The organism is Nonomuraea rubra, assembly GCF_014207985.1.
Lineage (GTDB): Bacteria > Actinomycetota > Actinomycetes > Streptosporangiales > Streptosporangiaceae > Nonomuraea > Nonomuraea rubra.
In genome coordinates this window covers 4,034,481-4,056,958 of sequence record NZ_JACHMI010000001.1, presented here as the reverse complement: position 1 = coordinate 4,056,958, position 22,478 = coordinate 4,034,481, and the positions used below count along the sequence as shown (strand labels likewise).

The 22,478-nt window shown below is 67.3% G+C and carries 17 protein-coding genes and 3 rRNA genes; 9 read left to right on the top strand and 11 right to left on the bottom strand.

What is annotated here, in order from left to right; translation table 11 throughout:
• Nucleotides 1–70 precede the first annotated feature (70 nt).
• Nucleotides 71–517, top strand: coding sequence for a TipAS antibiotic-recognition domain-containing protein (locus tag HD593_RS18525; RefSeq protein WP_185103331.1), 447 nt, complete (start codon nucleotides 71–73; stop codon nucleotides 515–517).
• 104 nt (nucleotides 518–621) lie between these two features.
• On the opposite strand, the gene HD593_RS18520 is transcribed toward HD593_RS18525, so the two are convergent.
• A complete protein-coding gene (locus HD593_RS18520) occupies nucleotides 622–1,044 on the bottom strand; it encodes a tetratricopeptide repeat protein (RefSeq protein WP_185103330.1) in 423 nt (140 codons plus the stop codon).
• A 71-nt stretch (nucleotides 1,045–1,115) separates the two neighbouring features.
• On the opposite strand from HD593_RS18520, the gene HD593_RS63445 reads away from it, so the two are divergent.
• A complete protein-coding gene (locus tag HD593_RS63445; protein WP_312903543.1) occupies nucleotides 1,116–2,957 on the top strand; it encodes a DUF1015 family protein in 1,842 nt (613 codons plus the stop codon).
• Between the two features lie 452 nt (nucleotides 2,958–3,409).
• On the opposite strand, the gene HD593_RS18500 is transcribed toward HD593_RS63445, so the two are convergent.
• Nucleotides 3,410–3,847 carry a single-stranded DNA-binding protein gene (locus HD593_RS18500; protein WP_185103329.1) on the bottom strand — a complete coding sequence of 146 codons (438 nt, stop codon included), beginning with the start codon at nucleotides 3,845–3,847 and terminating at the stop codon, nucleotides 3,410–3,412.
• A gap of 109 nt (nucleotides 3,848–3,956) precedes the next feature.
• On the opposite strand from HD593_RS18500, the gene HD593_RS18495 reads away from it, so the two are divergent.
• The gene (locus HD593_RS18495; protein WP_185103328.1) at nucleotides 3,957–4,883 is read left to right on the top strand and encodes an MBL fold metallo-hydrolase; all 927 of its coding nucleotides are present in this window, start codon (nucleotides 3,957–3,959) and stop codon (nucleotides 4,881–4,883) included.
• A 457-nt stretch (nucleotides 4,884–5,340) separates the two neighbouring features.
• On the opposite strand, the gene HD593_RS18490 is transcribed toward HD593_RS18495, so the two are convergent.
• Complete coding sequence (locus tag HD593_RS18490) at nucleotides 5,341–6,579, bottom strand: hypothetical protein (RefSeq protein ID WP_312903542.1); 1,239 nt, start codon at nucleotides 6,577–6,579, stop codon at nucleotides 5,341–5,343.
• Here HD593_RS18490 and HD593_RS18485 point away from each other — a divergent pair.
• The 3 genes from HD593_RS18485 (at nucleotide 6,484) to HD593_RS61450 (ending at nucleotide 8,876) form a co-directional block, all read left to right on the top strand.
• Nucleotides 6,484–8,244, top strand: a complete 1,761-nt coding sequence (locus tag HD593_RS18485; RefSeq protein ID WP_185112769.1) for a hypothetical protein — start codon at nucleotides 6,484–6,486, stop codon at nucleotides 8,242–8,244. The two genes, HD593_RS18490 and HD593_RS18485, sit on opposite strands and share 96 nt — an antisense overlap.
• Nucleotides 8,241–8,546: an SAM-dependent methyltransferase gene (locus HD593_RS61455; RefSeq protein ID WP_312903541.1), complete on the top strand. Its 306-nt coding sequence runs from the start codon at nucleotides 8,241–8,243 to the stop codon at nucleotides 8,544–8,546. The genes HD593_RS18485 and HD593_RS61455 overlap by 4 nt, the downstream gene beginning before the upstream one ends.
• 84 nt (nucleotides 8,547–8,630) lie before the next feature.
• Complete coding sequence (locus HD593_RS61450; protein WP_246546625.1) at nucleotides 8,631–8,876, top strand: hypothetical protein; 246 nt, start codon at nucleotides 8,631–8,633, stop codon at nucleotides 8,874–8,876.
• A gap of 224 nt (nucleotides 8,877–9,100) precedes the next feature.
• On the opposite strand, the gene rrf is transcribed toward HD593_RS61450, so the two are convergent.
• The 4 genes from rrf to HD593_RS18460 form a co-directional block, all read right to left on the bottom strand.
• Nucleotides 9,101–9,217 (bottom strand): 5S ribosomal RNA (gene rrf / locus HD593_RS18475).
• A 68-nt stretch (nucleotides 9,218–9,285) separates the two neighbouring features.
• Nucleotides 9,286–12,391 (bottom strand): 23S ribosomal RNA (locus tag HD593_RS18470).
• A 294-nt stretch (nucleotides 12,392–12,685) separates the two neighbouring features.
• Nucleotides 12,686–14,204: ribosomal RNA gene (locus tag HD593_RS18465) — 16S ribosomal RNA — on the bottom strand.
• Together the 16S, 23S and 5S rRNA genes form the textbook arrangement of a ribosomal RNA operon.
• A 550-nt stretch (nucleotides 14,205–14,754) precedes the next feature.
• Nucleotides 14,755–15,198 (bottom strand): MarR family winged helix-turn-helix transcriptional regulator, encoded by a 444-nt coding sequence (locus HD593_RS18460; protein WP_221524819.1) that lies wholly within the window; start codon nucleotides 15,196–15,198, stop codon nucleotides 14,755–14,757.
• Between the two features lie 101 nt (nucleotides 15,199–15,299).
• Between HD593_RS18460 and HD593_RS18455 the strand changes: the two genes are divergently transcribed.
• The gene (locus HD593_RS18455) at nucleotides 15,300–15,683 is read left to right on the top strand and encodes a PPOX class F420-dependent oxidoreductase (RefSeq protein ID WP_312903540.1); all 384 of its coding nucleotides are present in this window, start codon (nucleotides 15,300–15,302) and stop codon (nucleotides 15,681–15,683) included.
• A gap of 165 nt (nucleotides 15,684–15,848) precedes the next feature.
• Nucleotides 15,849–17,309, top strand: coding sequence for a glycosyltransferase family 39 protein (locus HD593_RS18450; RefSeq protein ID WP_312903539.1), 1,461 nt, complete (start codon nucleotides 15,849–15,851; stop codon nucleotides 17,307–17,309).
• A 69-nt stretch (nucleotides 17,310–17,378) separates the two neighbouring features.
• Here HD593_RS18450 and tyrS read toward each other — a convergent pair whose 3' ends face one another.
• Complete coding sequence (gene tyrS / locus HD593_RS18445) at nucleotides 17,379–18,647, bottom strand: tyrosine--tRNA ligase (protein WP_185103326.1); 1,269 nt, start codon at nucleotides 18,645–18,647, stop codon at nucleotides 17,379–17,381.
• 87 nt (nucleotides 18,648–18,734) lie between these two features.
• Here tyrS and HD593_RS18440 point away from each other — a divergent pair, with 87 nt between their 5' ends.
• Nucleotides 18,735–19,136, top strand: a complete 402-nt coding sequence (locus HD593_RS18440; RefSeq protein WP_221524818.1) for a PH domain-containing protein — start codon at nucleotides 18,735–18,737, stop codon at nucleotides 19,134–19,136.
• Here the strand turns inward: HD593_RS18440 and HD593_RS18435 are convergent.
• From HD593_RS18435 to HD593_RS18425, 3 genes are read right to left on the bottom strand one after another with little or no spacing between them, the layout of a single operon-like run.
• Entirely contained in the window at nucleotides 19,076–19,837 is a 762-nt protein-coding gene (locus HD593_RS18435; protein ID WP_185103324.1) for a DNA-3-methyladenine glycosylase, read from the bottom strand. The genes HD593_RS18440 and HD593_RS18435 overlap by 61 nt on opposite strands.
• Nucleotides 19,819–21,240 carry an argininosuccinate lyase gene (gene argH / locus HD593_RS18430; RefSeq protein WP_185103323.1) on the bottom strand — a complete coding sequence of 474 codons (1,422 nt, stop codon included), beginning with the start codon at nucleotides 21,238–21,240 and terminating at the stop codon, nucleotides 19,819–19,821. Before argH ends, HD593_RS18435 begins: the two co-directional genes overlap by 19 nt.
• A gap of 32 nt (nucleotides 21,241–21,272) precedes the next feature.
• On the bottom strand, nucleotides 21,273–22,472 hold the full coding sequence (locus tag HD593_RS18425; RefSeq protein WP_185103322.1) for an argininosuccinate synthase: 1,200 nt from the start codon (nucleotides 22,470–22,472) through the stop codon (nucleotides 21,273–21,275).
• Nucleotides 22,473–22,478 lie beyond the last annotated feature (6 nt).

Genomic DNA, 22,478 nt, shown 5'->3' with positions numbered 1-22,478 from the left:
CGCCTCTTCCCGGTTGACTCTCACGTTGCGTGAGACTTTAGCGTCGCCCTCGTACCCACCTGGAGAAGGGATGACCATGTCCGCGAACCTCAACCTCACCGCCGAGGACCGCGCCGAACTCTTCGGCGGCTTCGACCCCGACGCGCACGCGGCGGAGGCGGAGCAACGCTGGGGCGGCACGGAGGCATGGGAGGACGCCAGGCGCCGCTCGTCCTCCTATACCAAGGAAGACTGGAGGCGCTTCATCGCGGAGGGGGCCGAGATCACCACCCGCCTGTCGGACGCGCTCCGCTCCGGCGCCCCCGCCGACGGCGACCTGGCCATGGACCTGGCGGAGGAACACCGGGCCCACATCTCCCGCTGGTGCTACGAGTGCACGTACGAGATCCACCGCGGCCTCGGCGAGATGTACGTCTCGGACCCCCGCTTCACCAGCTCCCTCGACGCCACGACCCCGGGCCTGGCGGCCTACCTCCGGACCGCCATCACCGCCAACGCCCAGCGCCACCACGCCTGACCACCCTGGCTGTGGGCCCACGACCCGAAACCCCTGCCTACCCCCGTTCAAGCCCACGACCCGGAAGCCCGCCCACTCCGGGTCGTGCGGCCATCCGCTCCGGCCTACATCTCCCGACGAGCCCGCAGGGTGGCACGCACGCTCTTCAGAGCCGACACATAGTTCCGCTCGTCCGGTCGCATGGCAACGGCGATGGCCAGCGGCTCCTGGGCCCCTTCCACATCACCGGTCCGCCACAACGCCAGCCCCAACCCGAAGTAGGCATAATCCTCGGCCGGATTGGCATCCACGATCTGCCGGAAACTCGCCGCCGCCTCCGCGTACTGCCGGGAGTTGAACTGCGCCCGCGCCAGCGCCTCCAGGATGCTGCGTGATTCAGGCTCGGCCGCCGCCGCCCGTTCGAGCAAGGCCGCCGCCGCAGCGGGGCTGCCCTCCTGCAGCAACTTCACCCCACGCTGGTACCAGTCGTACACCCCGCCCCGGGGAGCGCCCGCACTCTCATCGTGAACATTCCCATCCTGACCCATGCGTGAGGACTCCTTCATCGCTGTACGGCGACCTGGCTCCGACGTGCCGGGGAACGGACACGACCGCAACCATGGGGCGACTTCTGGAAGGCGCAAGCATTTGTGGGAGCATGCCCGGTATGGGGACTCCTGAACTGCCGGTACCCGCTGGACTGGTGCTACGGCCCTTCCGAGGCGTGCGTTTCGCTGTCGAAGATCCCGCCAAGGTGACCTCCCCACCGTACGACCTGATCTCCGACGCCGACGTAGAGGTCCTGCTGGACTCTCACCCGAACAACGTCGTCCGCCTCATCCTTCCCTGCTCCTCCCGAAGCAACTCCTCCCCCGGCGCACCCACCGACGACGACCACCCTTCCTCCGGGCCCGCCACCCCAGGAACGCCCCCGGAGTCCTCCTCCCATCCGAATGCTCCCGCCCCGACCAGTCCTCGACCCCCTTCTCAGACGAGCCCCCCTCACCCGACATCCCCCCAACCGGCACCGCCCGAGTTCCGCCCTGACCCCACGTCCCCCACCGGAGAGACTCCGCTCCAACCCCGGTACGCCGTGGCCAGGGACACGCTCACGGAGTGGCTGGACACAGGAGTCCTGGTGCCGGACGACGTACCGGCGCTGTACGTCTACGAGCAGAGCGGCCCGGACGTCCTGCAACGCGGCCTGATCGGCGACGTGGGCCTGGCCGATCCCGGCCAGCGCATCATCCTCCCCCACGAGGACGTCTTCCCCGGCCCCATTGCCGACCGCCTCGCTCTCATGAGCACCACCCAGGCCAACCTCGAGCCCATCTTCCTCCTGTACGACGGCGGCAACGGCACGGCCACGCAGCTGGTGGACGAGGTGGCCGCAAACCGCCGCCCTCTCATCTCGGCGCGCACCGAGGACGGCCTGACCCACCGCCTCTGGGCGATCACCGCCCCGGAGGAGATCGCCGCGATCAACGCCGACCTCCACCACCGCCAAGCCCTGATCGCCGACGGCCATCACCGCTACGCCACCTACCGCGTCCTCCAACGCCAGGAACGTGCCGCCCGCGACATCGACCACCCCGCCTCCGCCAGCAGCAGCGCCCTCTCCGAACAATCACCGGCCCCCCGGCCATCACCCACTCCAGCCTCCACCAACGACGCCCACCCCGAAGAATCACCAACCCCCGCCCCCTCAACAGCACCAGCCGCGGCCAGCGACGGCCACCCCGCACAACCACCGACCCCCGGCCCCTCAACAGCGCACTCTGGAGAACCATCGGCTACCAGCGGTTCAGCAGCACCACCAGCCGTCGCTGAAGCCGCCGTGAGCGAGCACGCCGGTGCGGGCACGGCAGCTCCGGCGTACGACGAGGCAGCCCTGGGCCCGTGGGACTTCGGGCTCGCCCTGCTCGTCGACTCCCGCGCTTATCCACCCGACCTCAAGGCCATCCACCGCGTCATCCAGGGCCTGCCCCTGGACGAGGCCGTGGCCAAGGCCAAGGGCTCGTGGCAGGTGCACGACTACAAGGACCTGGCTGCCGGGCTGGCCGCGCTTGAGAGGGCACCGGAGCCCGCCTTCCTGCTCGCCGGCGAGGACGGCACACATCTGCTCACCTCCCCGGACCCGCTCCAACTCGCCCGCGCCATGCCACCGGATCATTCCGACCGCTGGAACTCCCTCAACACCTCCGTGCTCGCCGAGTTCGTCCTGCCCGTGGTGTGGGGCATGCGCGACAACGACCAGACCGTACGCATCGTCCACCACGACACGGATGCCGCCGTGCGCCTGGCCATCCGTACCGGCGGAACGGCTGTCATCCTCAAGCCTCTCGTGGTCGACGACGTGCTGGCGATCGCCGCCGGCGGCGAACGGGTGCCCCGCAAATCCACCTCCTTCGGCCCGAAGCCAAGAACTGGGCTGGTTCTGCGCATGTTCGCCACCGACTGAGCTGACCACTCTGCAGGCAGGCCTGCCGCAAGCGCACCGGCGCCTCGTCACCCCTGTCCGAACGCATCACCTCTCCTCGCCAGCAAGGTAGGCCTCGCAGCCCTCGACCTTCTCCGTTTGCCCACACCGCTTTCCCCGGCACATGGCGCCAAGCCCATCCCGCCCACGGGCCCCAGTACTCGCACAGCTCCGTAGCAAGACACCGCCACCGCCCGCACCACCGCCATGACATGCCCCCGCCATGACATGCCACCAACCGCTGCCGCACCAGCGCCACCGCAACCACCTCCGCACCGGCCCCGCCCCTCCGGCGTCCCTTCAGTCCCCCGGCCGAACACCCCTCAGCGCCAGCCCTGCGCACCGCGCACAGAGCCAGCCCTGCGCACCGCGCACAGAGCCAGCCGCGCCCCGGGCTCAATGCCAGCCGTGCGCATGGCGGTGACCCGGCCCGATCAGCCGGTGGGCGCCAGGTACGGCACCTGCCGTGGTATCAGGGCGGCGAGCTGTGCCGGGTCGGTGCCGGTCGCCGGTTGGGCGGACTCGGGGAGCTGGGGAGGGTCCGAAAGGTCGGGGAGCTCGCCTTCGCAGGGCTTGGCGGTACTCACCTCCACCTCGTAACGCCAGGTCTTTCCGGTCGATGGGCCGTAGACGCGGCAACGGAACGAGCCCGTCACCTCGATGTACTCCCGGGGCTTGAGGGCGCGGACGACGGCGGCCACGTCCGGGTTGAACGTGATGCACGGGACGCTGTCACTGAGCGTCGCCCCACGCCTGTGGCGGCGACGGCGAACGATGATGCGCCACTTCGTCAGGGTATCGCCGCTTGGCAGGGGGTGCTCCTCGGCCGGCGCCGACAGTCTCCCCACCAGCAAGACTTCGTTTCGGTCCACGGTCGTCCTCCCATCGGTGTTCTGGTGGAGATCACTCTCTACGATGAGGGGAGGCCGGATCGGCTGGAACGCCGTTCTGGGGATAACCGCTGGAGGCTTGGGAGTGGCTGTGGACAACATCACCGCGCTCGGCGGCGACGTCTATGAGATCGACACCAAAATGGCCGGGTTCTCGGGCATCACGGCCGGCTATCTGATCCTCAGTGACCGGCCCTGCCTCGTGGAGACCGGCACCTCCACCTCGGCACCCGTGGTGCGGGACGCGATCGCCTCGCTCGGCGTCGGCCCGGACGACCTCGCCACGGTCGTCGTGACCCACATCCATCTCGATCATGCCGGGGGTGTCGGCGACATCGCCAGGTTCTTCCCGTCCGCGCAGGTCGTCGTACACGAGAAGGGCGCCCGTCACCTCGCCGAGCCATCACGGCTGATGGCCAGCGCGCGCATGGTGTGGGGCGACCGGCTCGACACGCTCTTCGGCGAGTTGTCCCCCACCGAGGCCGAACGCATCGTCGCCCTCGGCGACACCGGCGCCATCGACCTGGGCAACGGGCGCACGCTGAACAGCCACTACTCACCCGGTCACGCGAAGCACCACGTGGGGCTGGTCGACTCGGCCACAGGCGACCTGTACGTCGGTGACGCGGCCGGCGTCTACCTGCCCGAGACAGGCGATCTGCGCCCTGCCACCCCGCCGCCGGACTTCGACCTGAAGACGGCGCTCGACTCGATCGCGCTGTTCGAGGCGCTCGGGCCGCAACGGTTGCTGTTCAGCCACTATGGGCCGGTTCAGGCCGTTCGGGAGACGCTGGAGCGGTCGGCGGAGGAGCTTCGGGTCTGGGTTGATCTCACCCGGCAGGCCCGGTCCGAGGGAATGGATCTGGATCATGCCGTCGCCATGGTGAGGGAACGCACCAAGGAGCGCTACAGCGCGATGACCGCCGACGAGGCTACGGCCGAGCAGTTCGAGCTGCTGAGCGGGGCTCCGTCGAACGTCGCCGGGATCCTGCACTGGCTGGACCGCGTCTCGCCATGATCCTCCCCGGCCAGGTGCTGCACGCTTCCTGCCGCTGGTCAAGCATGAGGTGGGGCAGGGATCTTGAGGTAGGACTCGCGTAGACCCTCTGCACGGTCTGGCGCATCTCCTCGCACGGTGACGGCATGCGCCCGCAGTGCCCGGCATGCGCCCGCGGTGCCCGGCATGCACCTGCCGCACGTGACATGCGCCCACGGTGACGGGATGTGCCTGCTTGCGTGGGGATGCAGTGTGGCGTGGGCGCGCCAATGCGGTGTGGGCACGCCATGCGGGTGAGTTCTGGCGGCGGTACGCACCCAGGTCATGGCCCACAACGGGCGCGCGGTACGCCTGTCACAGACGTACCGCGCGGTGTTCGACGTACGTAAGGACGACGTCATCTCCCCCGCCGCACGGCCCTTCCCTCACCCGGAGGCGAGGCAAGGCCCGTTACGGCGGGCACGAGACGAACGGAACGTCAGTCCTCGCTCTTCGGCTTGTCGGCAGGCGCTTCGGCACCCTCATCGAGCACATCGCCGAAGTTCGGCTCGATGAACGCCGGCGTGATCCCCGGAACCCCAGCGGTCCGCTCCCCGGCCTCCGCGCTCTCCACTGCCTCAGCAGGCTCGTCGGCCTCAGCGGCCGCTACCGCCTCAGCAGGCTCCTGAGCCTCAGCGGTCTGCTCAGCCTCAGCGGTCCGCTCAGCCTCATCGGCCGCAACAGGCTCGTGGGCCTCAGCGGCCGCCTTTGCCTCCTCGGCCTCAGCAGGCTCCTCCGGCGAGGCAATGACAACCGGACCGTCATCACCCGCACCCTCAACGGAGTCACCCTCCGCAGCTCCGGCCGCCGAGGCACGTGCGCCTTCACCCGGTTCGACCTCGTCGGACGCTTCCTCCACGTCCTCGGACGCGATCTCGCCATCCAGCAGGTCCCCGGCCTCGGCGAGAGCGGCGGCGTCATCCGCCTCCTCATCCACCGTGGCCACGTCCCCGGCCTCGGCCACACCGGCGTCGTCGAAGCCGTCCTCCTCGTCGAAGTCCTCCTCGACGTCCTCGATGACGGCTCCGGTCAGCTCCGCGTACCGTTCGGCCGCGTCCGTCTCCCCGTCCTCGTCGAAGGCCATCGCCCGGCCGAACCAGTCGGTGGCCGCGTCCTGGTGCCCGGCGTCGGCCAGCGCGTCGGCGTACGCGAACGCCAGCCGCGCCGACCACGGCTTGGGCTGCGGGTCGCGCAGCTCTGGCAGGCGCTGCAGGGTGATCACTGCGGCGTCGTGCTGGCCCAGGTCACGGCGGGCGCCGGACTCGACGATGGTCAGCTCGATGCGGCCGGCCCGGTCGAGACGCTCCGCTTCCGGCGAACGTACGAGGTCGATGGCCCGCTCCGGACGGCCCATGCCGCGCTCGCAGTCGGCCATGACCGGCAGGTACGCGTCCGAACCGGTCATCCGCCTGGCCGCCCGCAGATCGCTCAGCGCCTCGGAGAAATGACCAGCGCGGTACGCGACGATCCCCGCGGCCTCGCGTACGACACCGATGCGGGCCGCGAACCTGCGCGCCACCTTCGTGTGCTCGTGCGCCCGATCGGGGTCGTCCTCCTCCAGCGCCCGCTCGGCGGCCACCAGGTGCCGGCCGACCAGGTCGGCGAGGTCGCCGGGAAGCGAACGCAGCTCCTCGATGACCTCCTTGTCGAGCTCGTCCACGGTGATGTCGGGCGCCACCTCGGGCAGCCTCTCGCGCTGCGGGGCCTCGGCTGCGTCCTCGCGATCGCTCCGGCCGTACCTCGCGCGGCTGCCCGCTCCGGGACGCTCCTCGCGGCCTTCACGAGAGAACGGCCGGGAGTCGCGCTCGCCCCTCTCGCGGAAGCCACCCTCACGCCTGTCACCGTAGCCGCCGCGGTCACCGGAACCACCGTCACGACGCGGCCCGCGATCGTCGCGGAACCCGCCCTCACGGCGGCCACCACCGTAACCACCCTCGCGCCGCTCGCCGTAGCCACCACGACGCGGGCCGCGGTCGCCGCCCTCGCGCCGCTCGCCGAACCCGCCCTCACGACGGGGACCCCGATCGTCACGGAAGCCACCCTCACGGCGCGGCCCGCGATCGTCACGAAATCCGCCCTCACGACGGGGGCCCCGATCATCACGGAACCCGCCCTCACGACGCGGACCCCGATCATCACGGAAGCCACCTTCGCGACGAGGCCCGCGATCGTCGCGGAACCCGCCCTCGCTACGCGGGCCCCGATCATCACGGAACCCACCCTCACGACGCGGGCCGCGGTCGTCACGGAACCCACCCTCACGGCGCGGGCCACGGTCGTCACGGAACCCGCCCTCACGGCGCTGTCCATAACCGCCCTCGCGGCGCGGCTGCCAGTCGTCGCGGTCCCGATAGGTACGGCGGTCATCGCCCTCACGACGCGGACCCCGGTCCTCGGACCCGCCCTCACGACGCCCGCCGTAACCGCCTTCCCGCCTGGGGCCACGGTCATCACGGAATCCGCCCTCACGACGCGGCCCGCGATCATCACGGAACCCGCCCTCACGACGCGGACCCCGATCATCACGGAAGCCACCCTCACGACGCGGACCCCGATCATCACGGAACCCACCCTCACGACGCGGACCCCGATCATCACGGAAGCCACCCTCACGACGCGGACCCCGATCATCACGGAACCCGCCCTCACGACGAGGCCCGCGATCGTCACGGAACCCGCCCTCACGACGCGGACCCCGATCATCACGGAACCCGCCCTCACGACGGCCTCCGCCGAACCCGCCCTCACGCCGGTCGCCGTAGCCACCCTCGCGACGCGGCCCGCGGTCGTCCCTGTCCCGATAGGTACGGCGCTCATCGCCCCGAGGTCCGCGATCGTCTCCTTCGCGCCTGGGGCCGCGGTACCCGCCCTCGCGGCGCGGGCCCGACTCGTCCCGGTCGCGGAACGGCCGGCGCTCGCCGCCCTCGCGGCGCCCGCCTCGGCTGTCTCGATCGTCGTCGCGCCGCGGCCCGCGGTCACCGCGGTTGTCGGAGCGCGACCTGTCGTCGGAACGGAACGGACGGTCGCCGCCGGAGTCTCGCCCGCGAGAGCTGTAGCCCCCGCTCCTGCCCTCTCCGCCAGAGCGCCTGTCGCCGTAGTCGCCGCGCCCGCGCTGTCCGCCGTCCGATCCGTTATCTCTGTTCACTTCTGGTCCATTTCGTTGGCTCACCCAGCGGACTCTCAACGACGGTCCACCGTGGCTGGTCGCCGCCCGCCCTCGGGCCTTACGCGACGAAGGCCACCCGTGGGGGTGGCCCGGTCGTACCAGCCTAGCAAGTCACGGAACGTCCACGAGCCCGTCGCACCCGCGATATTGATTCGACCGCAAACACTCGGTAAGTGAGACTGCTCGGCATGTCACTACGCTTCCACGAAATCGCCGAGTCCGGCCACCGCATTCTGAACCCGCTGACGGACGACAAGCTCAACCTGCTCGGCGAGATCTGCGACTTCGCCCCCGGCACCCGCATCCTGGATCTGGCGTGCGGCAAAGGAGAGCTCCTTTCCCGCTGGGCGGCCGACTACGGCGTCCAGGGCGTCGGCGTCGACATCAGCAAGGTATTTCTGAACGCCGCCCGAATCCGCGCGAACGAGCTGGGGGTGGCCGATCGTGTCAAGTTCGTGGAAGCGGACGCCGGGGCCTAGGAGGACACTCCTGCGTCGTACGACGTCGTCACCTGCATCGGCGCGACCTGGATCGGCGGCGGCCTCGCGGGCACGTTGTCTCTCATGCGCCGCTGGTTGCGCCCGAACGGCATCGTGCTGGTCGGCGAGTGCTATTGGACGTCACCGCCACCGCCCGAGGCATGCGCCGCACTACAGGTCGACCAAGACTCGTTCACCTCGTTGATCGGTACGGCCGACCGTGCCGAGGCGGCCGGCTTCGAACTGCTCGAAATGGTGCTGGCCGCCCCCGACACCTGGGACCGGTATGTCGCGAGCCAAATGGTGGACGATCAGCGACTGGCTGCGTGAGAACCCCGGTGATCCGGATGTGCCGGCGATGCGCGATTTCCTCACGCGGGCGCGGCGATCCCATTTGGAGTACGGACGTGACTACCTCGGCTGGGGCGTCTTCGTCCTGCGGCCGTCGTAACCCTGGTGCCCGGCCACCGTCCAGGCAGCCGGGCAGGCCGGTTCTTGGCCTGAAACGCAGAAAGGGCCCCGACGCTCGGCGTCGGGGCCCTCCCATAAAGATTGTCCGGCGGTGACCTACTCTCCCACACCCTCCCGAGTGCAGTACCATCGGCGCAGAGAAGCTTAACTTCCGGGTTCGGAATGTAACCGGGTGTTTCCTTCCCGCCATAACCGCCGTAACCCTGCGAAACAGCCGTTTGCTGTCTCAGAACTGCATAGTGGACGCGAGCAAAAGAAAGTCTGCTTTGTGGTCAAGTCCTCGGCCTATTAGTACCGGTCAGCTCCACACGTTACCGCGCTTCCACCTCCGGCCTATCAACCCGGTCGTCTACCGGGAGCCTTACCCCCTCACAGGGTGGGAGACCTCATCTCAAGGCGAGCTTCCCGCTTAGATGCTTTCAGCGGTTATCCCTTCCGAACGTAGCCAACCAGCCGTGCACCTGGCGGTACAACTGGCACACCAGAGGTTCGTCCGTCCCGGTCCTCTCGTACTAGGGACAGCCCCTTTCAAGTCTCCTACGCGCGCAGCGGATAGGGACCGAACTGTCTCGCGACGTTCTAAACCCAGCTCGCGTACCGCTTTAATGGGCGAACAGCCCAACCCTTGGGACCTACTCCAGCCCCAGGATGCGACGAGCCGACATCGAGGTGCCAAACCATCCCGTCGATATGGACTCTTGGGGAAGATCAGCCTGTTATCCCCGGGGTACCTTTTAGCCGTTGAGCGACACCGCTTCCACACGCCGATGCCGGATCACTAGTCCCAGCTTTCGCTCCTGCTCGACCCGTCAGTCTCACAGTCAAGCTCCCTTGTGCACTTACACTCAACACCTGATTGCCAACCAGGCTGAGGGAACCTTTGGGCGCCTCCGTTACTCTTTGGGAGGCAACCGCCCCAGTTAAACTACCCACCAGACACTGTCCCCGATCCGGATCACGGACCAGAGTTAGACGTTCAAAACGACCAGAGTGGTATTTCACCAATGACTCCACCCGAACTAGCGTCCGAGCTTCCCAGTCTCCCACCTATCCTACACAAGACGCTCCAAACGCCAATGTCAAGCTGTAGTGAAGGTCCCGGGGTCTTTCCGTCCTGCTGCGCGTAACGAGCATCTTTACTCGTAGTGCAATTTCGCCGGGTCTGCGGTTGAGACAGCGGGGAAGTCGTTACGCCATTCGTGCAGGTCGGAACTTACCCGACAAGGAATTTCGCTACCTTAGGATGGTTATAGTTACCACCGCCGTTTACCGGCGCTTAAGTTCTCACCTTCGCCCAGAAAACTGGACTAAGCGGTCCCCTTAACGTTCCGGCACCGGGCAGGCGTCAGTCCGTATACATCGTCTTACGACTTCGCACGGACCTGTGTTTTTAGTAAACAGTCGCTTCCCCCTGGCCACTGCGACCCCCACCAGCTCCGAGTGCAAGACTCATCACCAGCAGAGGTCCCCCTTCTCCCGAAGTTACGGGGGCAATTTGCCGAGTTCCTTAACCACAGTTCACCCGATCGCCTTAGTATTCTCTACCTGACCACCTGAGTCGGTTTAGGGTACGGGCCGCCACAACACTCACTAGAGGCTTTTCTCGGCAGCATAGGATCATCCACTTCACCACAATCGGCTCGGCATCACATCTCAGGATTAACGCGCGGCGGATTTGCCTACCGCACTCCCTACATGCTTACCCCAGGACAACCATCGCCTGGGCTGGACTACCTTCCTGCGTCACCCCATCGCTTACCTACTACCCGATCGGATCGAGCGTTCACTCTGACCCCAAGCCCGAAGGCTTTAGGCGAGCTAAGGACTCTTAGCATCACGAGGTTCAGTATGGGCGCATTGAAGCGGGTACGGGAATATCAACCCGTTGTCCATCGACTACGCCTGTCGGCCTCGCCTTAGGTCCCGACTTACCCTGGGCGGATTAGCCTGGCCCAGGAACCCTTGGTCATCCGGCGCGAGGGTTTCTCACCCTCGATTCGCTACTCATGCCTGCATTCTCACTCGCACAGCCTCCACAACTAGATCACTCTGCTGCTTCGCCGGCTGCACGACGCTCCCCTACCCACCCAGACCCAAAGGTCTGAGTGCCACGACTTCGGCGGTGTACTTGAGCCCCGCTACATTGTCGGCGCAGAATCACTTGACCAGTGAGCTATTACGCACTCTTTCAAGGGTGGCTGCTTCTAAGCCAACCTCCTGGTTGTCTCTGCGACTCCACATCCTTTCCCACTTAGCACACGCTTAGGGGCCTTAGTCGGTGATCTGGGCTGTTTCCCTCTCGACTACGAACCTTATCGCCCGCAGTCTCACTGCCACGCTCTCACTTACCGGCATTCGGAGTTTGGCTGACGTCAGTAACCTTGTCGGGCCCATCGGCCATCCAGTGCTCTACCTCCGGCAAGAAACACGCAACGCTGCACCTAAATGCATTTCGGGGAGAACCAGCTATCACGGAGTTTGATTGGCCTTTCACCCCTACACACAGATCATCCCCCAGGTTTTCAACCCTGGTGGGTTCGGTCCTCCACCCAGTCTTACCTGAGCTTCAACCTGCCCATGCGTAGATCACTCCGCTTCGGGTCTACAGCATGCGACTCAAACGCCCTCTTCAGACTCGCTTTCGCTACGGCTCCCCCACACGGGTTAACCTCGCCACACACCATAACTCGCAGGCTCATTCTTCAAAAGGCACGCAGTCACATCACAGCCGATCCGAAGATCAGCTAAGCTCCTACGGCTTGTAGGCACACGGTTTCAGGTACTATTTCACGACCCCTCACCGGGGCACTTTTCACCTTTCCCTCACGGTACTCGTGCACTATCGGTCATCAGGGAGTATTTAGGCTTACCAGGTGGTCCTGGCAGATTCACACAGGATTTCTCGGGCCCCGTGCTACTTGGGATCCCCTCCAGCAGTCGACAAGGTTTCGCCTACCCGGCTCTCACGGTCTACGGCAGCCCTTCCCAGAGCTTTCAACTACCCCATCGATTTATCACTGCTCGAAGCAGCGGCAGCCACTTCAAGAAGGTCCCACGACCCCGGACATGCAACGCCTGCCGGCTATCACACACGCCCGGTTTAGCCTCATCCGCTTTCGCTCACCACTACTCACGGAATCACTCTTGTTTTCTCTTCCTACGGGTACTGAGATGTTTCACTTCCCCGCGTTACCACCAACCGCCCTATACATTCAGGCGGAGGCAACACCACATGACTGGTGCTAGGTTTCCCCATTCGGACATCCCCGGATCAACGTCTGGTTGGCGACTCCCCGAGGCTTAACGCAGCCTCCCACGTCCTTCATCGGCTCCTGATGCCAAGGCATCCACCGTGTGCCCTAAAAAACTTGGCCACAAAGATGCTCGCGTCCACTATGCAAATCTCAAACAACAAACAGCAAACCACCGCCACAACACGTACCCGTGCTGCTTGAGTGGCCCTGTCTCCGAAGAACCGGTCGCCCGTTTCCTCAGGACCCAACAGTGTGTCCAACCAGACCGAACCCCCGAAACGCCCGTTCCCACTCCTCCCGCAGGAGGCGGTACTAGCACGCCGGCGATCCCGGCCCGGCTGAGTAGCCAGTGCTCCACTAGTGAGCTGTCACCCCACCACACACTCGGTGGCGATGGGTGAGAGTGCTCCTTAGAAAGGAGGTGATCCAGCCGCACCTTCCGGTACGGCTACCTTGTTACGACTTCGTCCCAATCGCCAGCCCCACCTTCGACCGCTCCCCCCCTTGCGGGTTGGGCCACGGGCTTCGGGTGTTGCCGACTTTCGTGACGTGACGGGCGGTGTGTACAAGGCCCGGGAACGTATTCACCGCAGCATTGCTGATCTGCGATTACTAGCGACTCCGACTTCATGGGGTCGAGTTGCAGACCCCAATCCGAACTGAGACCGGCTTTTAGGGATTCGCTCCACCTCACGGTATCGCAACCCTCTGTACCGGCCATTGTAGCATGTTTGCAGCCCAAGACATAAGGGGCATGATGACTTGACGTCATCCCCACCTTCCTCCGAGTTGACCCCGGCAGTCCCCCATGAGTCCCCAGCACGCCGAAGCGCCTGCTGGCAACATGGAGCAAGGGTTGCGCTCGTTGCGGGACTTAACCCAACATCTCACGACACGAGCTGACGACAGCCATGCACCACCTGTCACCCAGTCCGAAGAGGCCCACATCTCTGCAGGTTTCCGGGTGATGTCAAACCTTGGTAAGGTTCTTCGCGTTGCGTCGAATTAAGCAACATGCTCCGCCGCTTGTGCGGGCCCCCGTCAATTCCTTTGAGTTTTAGCCTTGCGGCCGTACTCCCCAGGCGGGGCGCTTAATGCGTTAGCTCCGGCACGGAGATCGTGGAAGATCCCCACACCTAGCGCCCAACGTTTACAGCGTGGACTACCAGGGTATCTAATCCTGTTCGCTCCCCACGCTTTCGCTCCTCAGCGTCAGGTAAGGCCCAGCAAGCCGCCTTCGCCACCGGTGTTCCTCCTGATATCTGCGCATTTCACCGCTACACCAGGAATTCCACTTGCCCCTACCTACCTCTAGCCGGCCCGTATCCACCGCAGACCCGCAGTTAAGCTGCGGGCTTTCACGGCAGACGCGACCAGCCACCTACGAGCTCTTTACGCCCAATAATTCCGGACAACGCTTGCGCCCTACGTATTACCGCGGCTGCTGGCACGTAGTTAGCCGGCGCTTCTTCTGCAGGTACACGTCAACTTCGTCCCTGCTGAAAGAGGTTTACAACCCGAAGGCCGTCATCCCCCACGCGGCGTCGCTGCGTCAGGCTTCCGCCCATTGCGCAATATTCCCCACTGCTGCCTCCCGTAGGAGTCTGGGCCGTGTCTCAGTCCCAGTGTGGCCGGTCGCCCTCTCAGGCCGGCTACCCGTCGTCGCCTTGGTAGGCCACTACCCCACCAACAAGCTGATAGGCCGCGAGCCCATCCCCAACCGAAAAACTTTCCACCACCACCCGATGCCGGAGGCGGTCGTATCCGGTATTAGACCCAGTTTCCCGGGCTTATCCCAGAGTCAGGGGCAGGTTGCTCACGTGTTACTCACCCGTTCGCCGCTCGAGTACCCCGAAGGGCCTTTCCGCTCGACTTGCATGTGTTAAGCACGCCGCCAGCGTTCGTCCTGAGCCAGGATCAAACTCTCCAAACAATGTCTGGATTATTCATCCGAGCAAAATCCATCAAGAAAATCTCTTGACGAGGTGTTGCATGAAAATCATGCACTGGCTTTTAACACACTGTTGAGTTCTCAAGAAACGGACGCGTACTTCCGGCTCGAATTCAGTTTCCCGAACTCCAGCGCAGAGGCGCCATCTCGCTCATCTCAATCTTATCAGATCGCCCGTTTCCTTGTCAAATCCAGCGACTTGACCGGAACTGGTTCGATCTTCCAAGATTGCGTGCCCCGGCTCCGAGGCAACCCTCGTAACTTACCGTGGCATCCGGCTCGTGTCGAATCAACCGATTTTCCGGTGATCTGAGCACGCCCAGAAGCCGCCCATGCTGGAGCACGCCGAAGCGGCTTCTGCCGGGTTGGCTCGTTTGTTTCAAGGGGCTTGCCCTGGGGGCCCGTCCGCCTGACCGGCGTCCGGCTCACTCCCGGGGCGAAGTGAAAGATTAGGTCGCGATCCGCGAGACGTCAAATCGCCCCGCGAGAGTTCCCTGAGACGCCGCCGGCCCGGAAGCGGGAACGGCGCAGATCACAGCCGGGACGCGGCTTTGGCGATGGCGTCGTTGCAGCGCGCCAGCAAACCCCGCAGCGTCTCCCGCTCCTCGGCGCTGAACTCGGCCGCGATCGCCCGCTCGATCACGACGGCCCGCTCGTCCGCCGCCTCCAGTGCCGCCCGTCCGGTCTCCGTGAGCCGGATCTCCAGGACGTTGCCATGCCACGGATGCGGCGAACGTTCGACCAGCCCCCGCTCCTCCAGGTTCTTCAGCACCACGGTCATCGCCTGCGGTGTCACCAGACAGGTACGGGCCAGCGCGGCCCCCGAGATTCCGGGGCTGGCGGCGAGGGCGAGCAGGGCCGCGTACTGGGGGACGGTGAGGCCCGCCGGTCGCACCGCCGCCTGTTTCGCGGCGATCAAGGCCTGCTCGGCGCGCTTGATGTCGAGACCGAGCCGTTCCTCGGCAGGCATCCCCATGGGGCGCATCGTACAACCACAGATAAGGATTCGAGCCTTGATAAGCATCAAAGCTTTGATAAGGTGCCGGGGCCCAAACACAAGTTGAAAGAAGGTTGCACGTGATCCCGGAAAGCCACCTTGACCTGCTGACCCGTCCGCTGTTCGCCCACCTGGCCACGATCGGGCCCGACGGCACGCCCCATGTGAACCCGGTCTGGACGATCTGGGACGGCGAGTACCTCCGGTTCACGACCACGACGGATCGCCGCAAATGCAGAAACGTCCAGCGGGATCCGAACGTCGCGGTCTCCATCAACGACCCCGAGCAGCCGTACCGGTATCTCGAGGTCCGCGGGGTCGTCGAGCGCGTGGAGCCCGATCCGTCGGGTGACTTCTTCGACGTGCTGGCCACCCGCTACGGGCTGGCGTACGACCGGCCGGTCGGCGACGCCGAGCGGCGAGTGGTGATCGTTGTGCGGCCAACCCGCACCACGCAGCAGTGACGCGGACGTGAGCCGGCACATCCGAATCGGCCGGCCGGAGGTCGGAGGTCTGGCGCGGGGCACTTGCGAGGTCCCCGCCTCGTGCACGGCCAGACGTCCCGCCTCGTGCACGGCCAGACGATCACATTCGCCATCTGTCCGGCATGTGACGCGTATCCTGCCCCGGTGACCACTGCCGCCACACTAGCTCCCCCAGCTCCCCGCCCCGCCGAACGCCTGCGCGTCTCGCCTCCCTGGTGGATGGCGCTCGTGGGCGCGGTGGCCGGGTTCTCCGGCACGGGTTCCGCCACGCTGAACGGTGACGAGCTCGCGACGATCAGCGCCGCTTCGCGCTCGCTGTCCGGGATGTTCGAGCTGGCCCGCCACATCGATGGGCATTTTCTCCCCTACTACCTGTTCATGCACTTCTGGGCGAAGGCAGGTACGTCGGAGTTGTGGCTGCGGCTGCCGTCGGCGCTGGCGATCGGGGTCGCGGCGTGGTTCCTGGTCGAGCTGGGCCGGCGGCTGCACAGCACGCGGGCCGGGGTGATCGGCGCGGGGGTCTTCGCGATCCTGCCCTCGGTGTCCTACTACGGGGCGTTCGCTCGGTCGTACGCGTTCGCGGCGGCCGCGGTCGTGCTCTCGTTCTGGGCCCTGCACCGCGCACTCGAACGTCCGGGCGCGGCGCGCAGGTGGGTGCTCTACGGGGTGGCGGTGGCGCTCGTCTGCTCCACGCATCTGTTCGCGGTGCTCGTCCTGCCCGCCCAACTGCTGCTCCTGCGGCGGGTGGTGGCGGTGCGGATGCTGGCGGCGCTCGCCATCGGCTGCGTGCCCGCCGCCGTGCTCGGCTTGATCGGGTACGGCGAGCGGCACGCGATCAGCTGGATCCCGGAGCGGGGGCCGGAGGTGTGGCTGAAGTTCCCGAAGATGGCGGCGGGGGCCACCACGCTGGGGGTCGTGCTGTTCGCGATGGCGCTGGCGGGGGCGGTGGTGCTGTGGCGATCAGCGACTAAGGGCCGGGGCGGCAGGGTGTGGGCGCCGGTGCTGGTGGGCTGGCTGGTGTTGCCGCCGATCCTGCTGCTCGCGGTGTCGGTGCTCGTCACGCCGGCTTACGTGGATCGGTACCTGTTCGTGACCGCTCCCGTCCTGGCGCTGCTGGCCGGGCTGGCGGTGGCCGGGCTGCCCCGGTTCCAGGTGGTGGCGGCGGTGCTGGTCGTGGTCGTCGGGTTCGGGCTGGCGTTTTCCGAGCATGCGGAGGTGCGGGAGGAGAACGGCCGGTTCGAGAACATCCCGTGGGCGCTCCGCGTGATCAAGGCCGAGCCCGAGGACGCGATCGTCTACGGCCAGAGCCAGGTGCGGTCGGGGTTCGAGTACTACGCCGACTCGCTCATGCCGGTGGACGTGCTGCTCGCGGGGAGTGCGCCCGACCCCGATGGGTTCGGCTATCCGGAGGGGTCCGATGTCTCGGGGGCTCTGGAGGGGCGGGAGCGGGTTTGGGTCGTGTGGCGGGGGACGAAACAGTCGGGGCTGGAGGGGGACTCCATCGCCAGGGTCGGCGAGGTGGAGGCGGCCGGGTTCGAGCTCAGCCTGGCCAGGCACTCGGGTGATCTCCCGGGGCTGACGGTGGCGTTGTTCACCCGCCGGTGAACCGCTCCTCCTCACGGACGCGAAAGCGGGCCCTTCGCCGTACGAAAGGCCCGCTTCGCGGGGAGAGGGTCAGCCGACCGTGACGCCGCCGATCGACTTCTTGCCGCGCCGCAGCACCATGAAGCGCCCGGCCAGCAGGTCGTCGGCCGCCGGCACGTACGCCTCGTCGGTGATCTTGCGGTTGTTGAGGTACGCCCCGCCCTCCTTGACCGCCCGCCGGGCCGCCGACTTCGACTCGACCAGCCCGCTGTCGGCCAGCAGGTCGACGAACGAGGCGCCGAGCGCGGGCACCTCGGCCTTGGGCACCTCGGCCAGCGCGGCCTCGAGGGTGGAGGCGGGCAGCTCCTCCAGGGCGCCCTGGCCGAACAGGGCCTTGGAGGCGGCCAGCACCGCGTCCAGCTCCTGCCTGCCGTGCAGCAGCTCGGTGAGCTCCTCGGCCAGCGTGCGCTGGGCCTCGCGGGCGAAGGGCCGCTCGGCGACGGCCTTCTCCAGCACCTCGATCTCCTCGCGGGTGCGGAACGTGAACACCTTGAGGTAATGGATCACGTCGCGGTCGTCGGAGTTGAGGAAGTACTGGTAGAAGGCGTACGGCGAGGTCATGGCGGGGTCGAGCCAGAGCGCGCCGCCCGCCGTCTTGCCGAACTTGGTGCCGTCGGCCTTGGTGATCAGCGGCAGGGTCATCGCGTGGACGTGCGCGCCCTCGATGCGGCGGATCAGGTCGGCGCCCGCGGTGATGTTGCCCCACTGGTCGCTGCCGCCGATCTGCAGCGTGCAGTTGTGGCGCCGGTAGAGCTCCAGGTAGTCGTTGGACTGCAGGATCTGGTAGCTGAACTCGGTGTAGCTCAGCCCCTCGCCCGCCAGCCGCGCGGAGACCGACTCCCTGGCCAGCATGCGGTTGACCGGGAAGTGCTTACCGATGTCGCGCAGGAACTCGATCGCGCTCAGCTCGCCCGTCCAGTCGAGGTTGCTGACCAGGCGGGCCGGGTTGGACCGGGACTCGTCGAAGTCGAGGAACCTGCTGACCTGGCCGCGCAGGCGCTCCACCCATTCGGCGACGATCTCGGTGGAGTTGAGCGAGCGCTCGGTGTTACGGCCGCTCGGGTCGCCGATCAGGCCGGTGGCGCCGCCGACCAGGCCGATCGGGTTGTGCCCTGCGTCCTGGAGGCGGCGCAGCGTCAGCAGCGGCACGAAGTGGCCGATGTGCAGGGACGGCGCGGTGGGGTCGAAGCCGGAATAGACCGTGATCGGTGCCTTCGCCATGGACGCGCGCAGCGCGTCCAGGTCGGTGGACTGGGCGATCAGGCCTCGCCACGCGAGGTCGTCAAGGATGTCGGTCACGGTGATCTGGCTTTCCTGTTCGGATGCGGATGCCTTTAGCCTGCCCGATCGGTGCGCATGCGCGCTACTTGGATACGCTGGGTGTCCATGTGGAGGGTCCGTCGCGAGCTGGCCGTTTTCAAGATCTTAGGGGCTCTGGTGTGTGCCGGGCTCGCCGTTTACTGGTGGTTCGAGGGGGATTTCCGTGGTGTGATCCTGGCCGTGCCGGCGGCCGTGCTGGTCGGCGCGATGGGGCTGCGTGACCTGCTCGTCCCCGTACGGCTGGCGGCCGACCCGAGCGGCATCACCGTGGTGCACGGTTTCGCGGGCAGGCGGCACGTGCCGTGGGAGTCGATCTGGGACATCAAGGTCGACGTACGCAGGCGCTGGGGGCTGCGCAGCGAGATGCTGGAGATCGACACCGGCGACAACCTGCACATCTTCAGCCCTCACGAGCTGGGCACCTCCCCCACGGAGGTGGCGGCGGCGCTGCGGCGGCGCGGCACGTGAGCCCGGTACGGCGAGACGGTCTCGTCGCCGTCGATCCAGAACCGCCAGGGTGTGTCCTTGGCCGTCGAGATGCCGGTGCGCGGGCCTGACCTGATGAGGTCCCGGCCGGCGGGCCGGCCTTCGAGCATGACGGCCGACTGGTGCGGCCTGCCGGCGGGCGAGCCTTCCAGGATCGCGTCGAGGCCGTTGTGCTCGCGCACCAGGCCGAGCGCGACGGCCAGCCGGGCCGGCCCGCGCGCGAGGTCCCGAAAAGCGACCGGCCTGGCAGCCGGCCTGGCCACGGGATTGCCAGCCGGATTGCCGACCGGCTTGGCGGCAGTGCGCCGGGCGCGGGCCTCGGCCTCGCCCGCCACCACCTCGCCCGCCCGCAGCAGCACGGCCGAGCCCGAGCCTTCGGGCAGGCAGACGAGGTTCGCGCAGAAGTGCATGCCGTAGGTGAAGTACACGTACAGGTGCCCTGGCGGGCCGAACATGACCGCGTTGCGGGGTGTCCTGCCCCGGTAGGTGTGCGCCGCCGGGTCCTCGCCGGGGCCGCCGTACGCCTCGACCTCGGTCAGGCGTACGGCGACGGGGCCGTGCACGAGCACGCGCCCGAGCAGGTCGGGCGCCACCTCGTGGGACGGCCTGTCGAAGAAGCCGCGCGGCAGCGGCGCGGGGCTCAGCGCCCCGCCCCGCTCGAAGCTCAGCTCCCCGCGGCCCATGCCGCCTGCGTGTCGACCGCTTCCCGCAGCGCGATGAGCTGGTCGCGGACGCGGTCGGGCGCGGTGCCGCCGTGGGCCTTGCGGGCGGCCAGGGCGCCGGGCACGCTGAGCACGTCGCGGACGTCGGGCGTCAGGTGGGCGGAGACCTTGGCCAGCTCGTCGTCGGTGAGCTCGCCGAGGTCCTTGTCGTTGACCTGGCACCACACGACGAGGTGGCCGACGGCCTCGTGCGCGTCGCGGAACGGCACCCCGCGCCGGACGAGCAGCTCGGCCAGGTCGGTGGCCAGCGCGTAACCGTCGGGGGCGGAGGCCTCCATGCGCGCGGTGTTGACCCGCATGGTGGCGACCAGGCCGGCCATCGCGGGCAGGACGAGCAGCAGCGTGTCGACCGCGTCGAACACCGGCTCCTTGTCCTCCTGGAGGTCGCGGTTGTAGGTCAGCGGCAGGCCCTTGAGCGTGGTCAGCAGCGACATCAGGTTGCCGATGAGCCGCCCCGACTTGCCGCGGGCCAGCTCGGCCACGTCGGGGTTCTTCTTCTGCGGCATGATCGACGAGCCGGTGGAGTAGGCGTCGTCCATCTCGATCCAGCGGAACTCCTGCGAGGCCCACAGGACGATCTCCTCGCCCAGCCGCGACAGGTGCACGCCGATCATGGCCGCGTCGAACAGGAACTCGGCCGCGAAGTCGCGGTCGGCGACGGCGTCCATCGAGTTGGGCGCGGCGCTGGCGAAGCCCAGCTCCTGCGCGACGGCCTGCGGGTCGAGCGGCAGCGACGAGCCCGCGAGCGCGCCGGAGCCGAGCGGCGAGATGGCGGCGCGCTTGTCCCAGTCGATGATGCGGTCGATGTCGCGGGCGAAGGCGTGCACGTGCGCCAGGAGCTGGTGGCCGAACGAGACCGGCTGCGCGTGCTGCAGGTGCGTCATGCCGGGCGCGGCCGTCTCGGCGTGCTGGTCGGCCTGGGCCATCAGCGCGGTCTCCAGCTCGACCAGCCGGGAGACGACGGAACGGGCGTGGTCGCGGAGATACAGGCGCAGGTCGGTGGCGATCTGGTCGTTGCGCGAGCGGCCGGCGCGGAGCTTGCCGCCGAGCGAGCCGAGCCGCTCCAGCAGGCCGCGCTCCAGCGCGGTGTGCACGTCCTCGTCGGCGACCGTCGGCCGGAACTCGCCCGCCTTGCAGGCCTGCTCCAGGTCGTCGAGCGCGCCGATCATGCGCTCGAGCTCCTCGGCGGTCAGCAGCCCCGCTCTGTGCAGCACGCGGGCGTGCGCCCTGGACGCCGCCAGGTCGTACGGCACCAGCCGCCAGTCGAAGTGCACACTCACCGACAGCCGGGCCAGCGCGTCGGACGGGCCGCTCTCGAAGCGTCCGCCCCACAGCCGCATCGGCTTGCCATCACTCACCGTCATCTCCTTCGCGTCCCCCGAGACCATAGTGCAACTCAGCCCTTCCTCGCGTCCCTGGCCGCCGCGATCTTAGCGGGCAGGGAGAACAGCTGGACGAACCCCTTGGCCAGGGACTGGTCGAAGGTGTCGCCCGTGTCGTAGGTGGCGAGTGAGAAGTCGTACAGGGAGTCTTCCGAGCGCCGTCCCGTCACGGTGGCGCTGCCGCCGTGCAGGGTCATCCTGATGTCGCCGTTGACGTGCTGCTGCGCGTCGGCGATGAGCGCGTCGAGCGCGCTCTTGAGCGGCGAGAACCACAGGCCGTCGTAGACCAGCTCGCTCCAGCGCTGGTCCACGCCGCGCTTGAAGCGGGCCAGGTCGCGCTCGACGGTGACGTTCTCCAGCTCCATGTGAGCGGCGATGAGGGCGATCGCGCCGGGTGCCTCGTACACCTCGCGCGACTTGATGCCCACCAGGCGGTCCTCGACCATGTCGATGCGGCCCACGCCCTGCGCGCCGGCGCGGCGGTTCAGCTCCTCGACCACCTGGTACGGCGTGAGCGCCCGCCCGTCGAGCCTGACGGGCACGCCCCGCTCGAAGCCGATCACGACCTCGTCGGGGTCGCGCGGCTGCGCCGGGTCGGCGGTGTAGGAGTAGACCTCTTCGGTGGGGCCGTTCCAGATGTCCTCCAGGAAGCCGGTCTCGACGGCGCGGCCCCAGAGGTTCTGGTCGATGGAGAACGGGTTCTTCTTCGAGGTCTCGATGGGCAGGCCCTTGGCCTCGGCGTACTCGATGGCCTTGTCGCGCGTCCAGGCGAAGTCCCTGGCGGGGGCGATGACCTGGAGGTCGGGGGCCAGGGCGGCCAGGCCGGCCTCGAAGCGGACCTGGTCGTTGCCCTTGCCGGTGCAGCCGTGGGAGACGATCGTGCCGCCGAACCGCTTGGCCGCCGACACCAGGTGCTTGACGATCAGCGGGCGCGACAGCGACGAGACCAGCGGGTAGCGGTCCATGTAGAGCGCGTTGGCCTGCAGGGCGGGCACGCAGAAGTCGGCGGCGAACTCCTCCTTGGCGTCCACCACGACAGATTCGACGGCGCCGCAGTCCATGGCGCGCTTCTGGATGACCTCCATCTCCTCGCCGCCCTGGCCGAGGTCCACGGCGACGGCGACGACCTCGGCGTTCATCTTCTCGGCGAGGTACGGGATGGCGACCGAGGTGTCGAGGCCGCCTGAATAGGCCAGCACTACTCTGTCGGGCATTTTCCA

What these genes read in the sequence shown, in the direction of transcription:
- HD593_RS18525 (WP_185103331.1), top strand. Translation starts at nt 71, where the DNA reads ATGACCATGTCCGCGAACCTCAACCTCACCGCCGAGGACCGCGCCGAA.
- HD593_RS18435 (WP_185103324.1), bottom strand. Translation starts at nt 19,837, where the DNA reads ATGGGCCGCGGGGAGCTGAGCTTCGAGCGGGGCGGGGCGCTGAGCCCC.
- HD593_RS18440 (WP_221524818.1), top strand. Translation starts at nt 18,735, where the DNA reads ATGTGGAGGGTCCGTCGCGAGCTGGCCGTTTTCAAGATCTTAGGGGCT.
- HD593_RS18460 (WP_221524819.1), bottom strand. Translation starts at nt 15,198, where the DNA reads ATGGGGATGCCTGCCGAGGAACGGCTCGGTCTCGACATCAAGCGCGCC.
- argH (WP_185103323.1), bottom strand. Translation starts at nt 21,240, where the DNA reads ATGACGGTGAGTGATGGCAAGCCGATGCGGCTGTGGGGCGGACGCTTC.
- HD593_RS18520 (WP_185103330.1), bottom strand. Translation starts at nt 1,044, where the DNA reads ATGGGTCAGGATGGGAATGTTCACGATGAGAGTGCGGGCGCTCCCCGG.
- HD593_RS18425 (WP_185103322.1), bottom strand. Translation starts at nt 22,472, where the DNA reads ATGCCCGACAGAGTAGTGCTGGCCTATTCAGGCGGCCTCGACACCTCG.
- HD593_RS61450 (WP_246546625.1), top strand. Translation starts at nt 8,631, where the DNA reads ATGCGCCGCTGGTTGCGCCCGAACGGCATCGTGCTGGTCGGCGAGTGC.
- HD593_RS63445 (WP_312903543.1), top strand. Translation starts at nt 1,116, where the DNA reads ATGGGGCGACTTCTGGAAGGCGCAAGCATTTGTGGGAGCATGCCCGGT.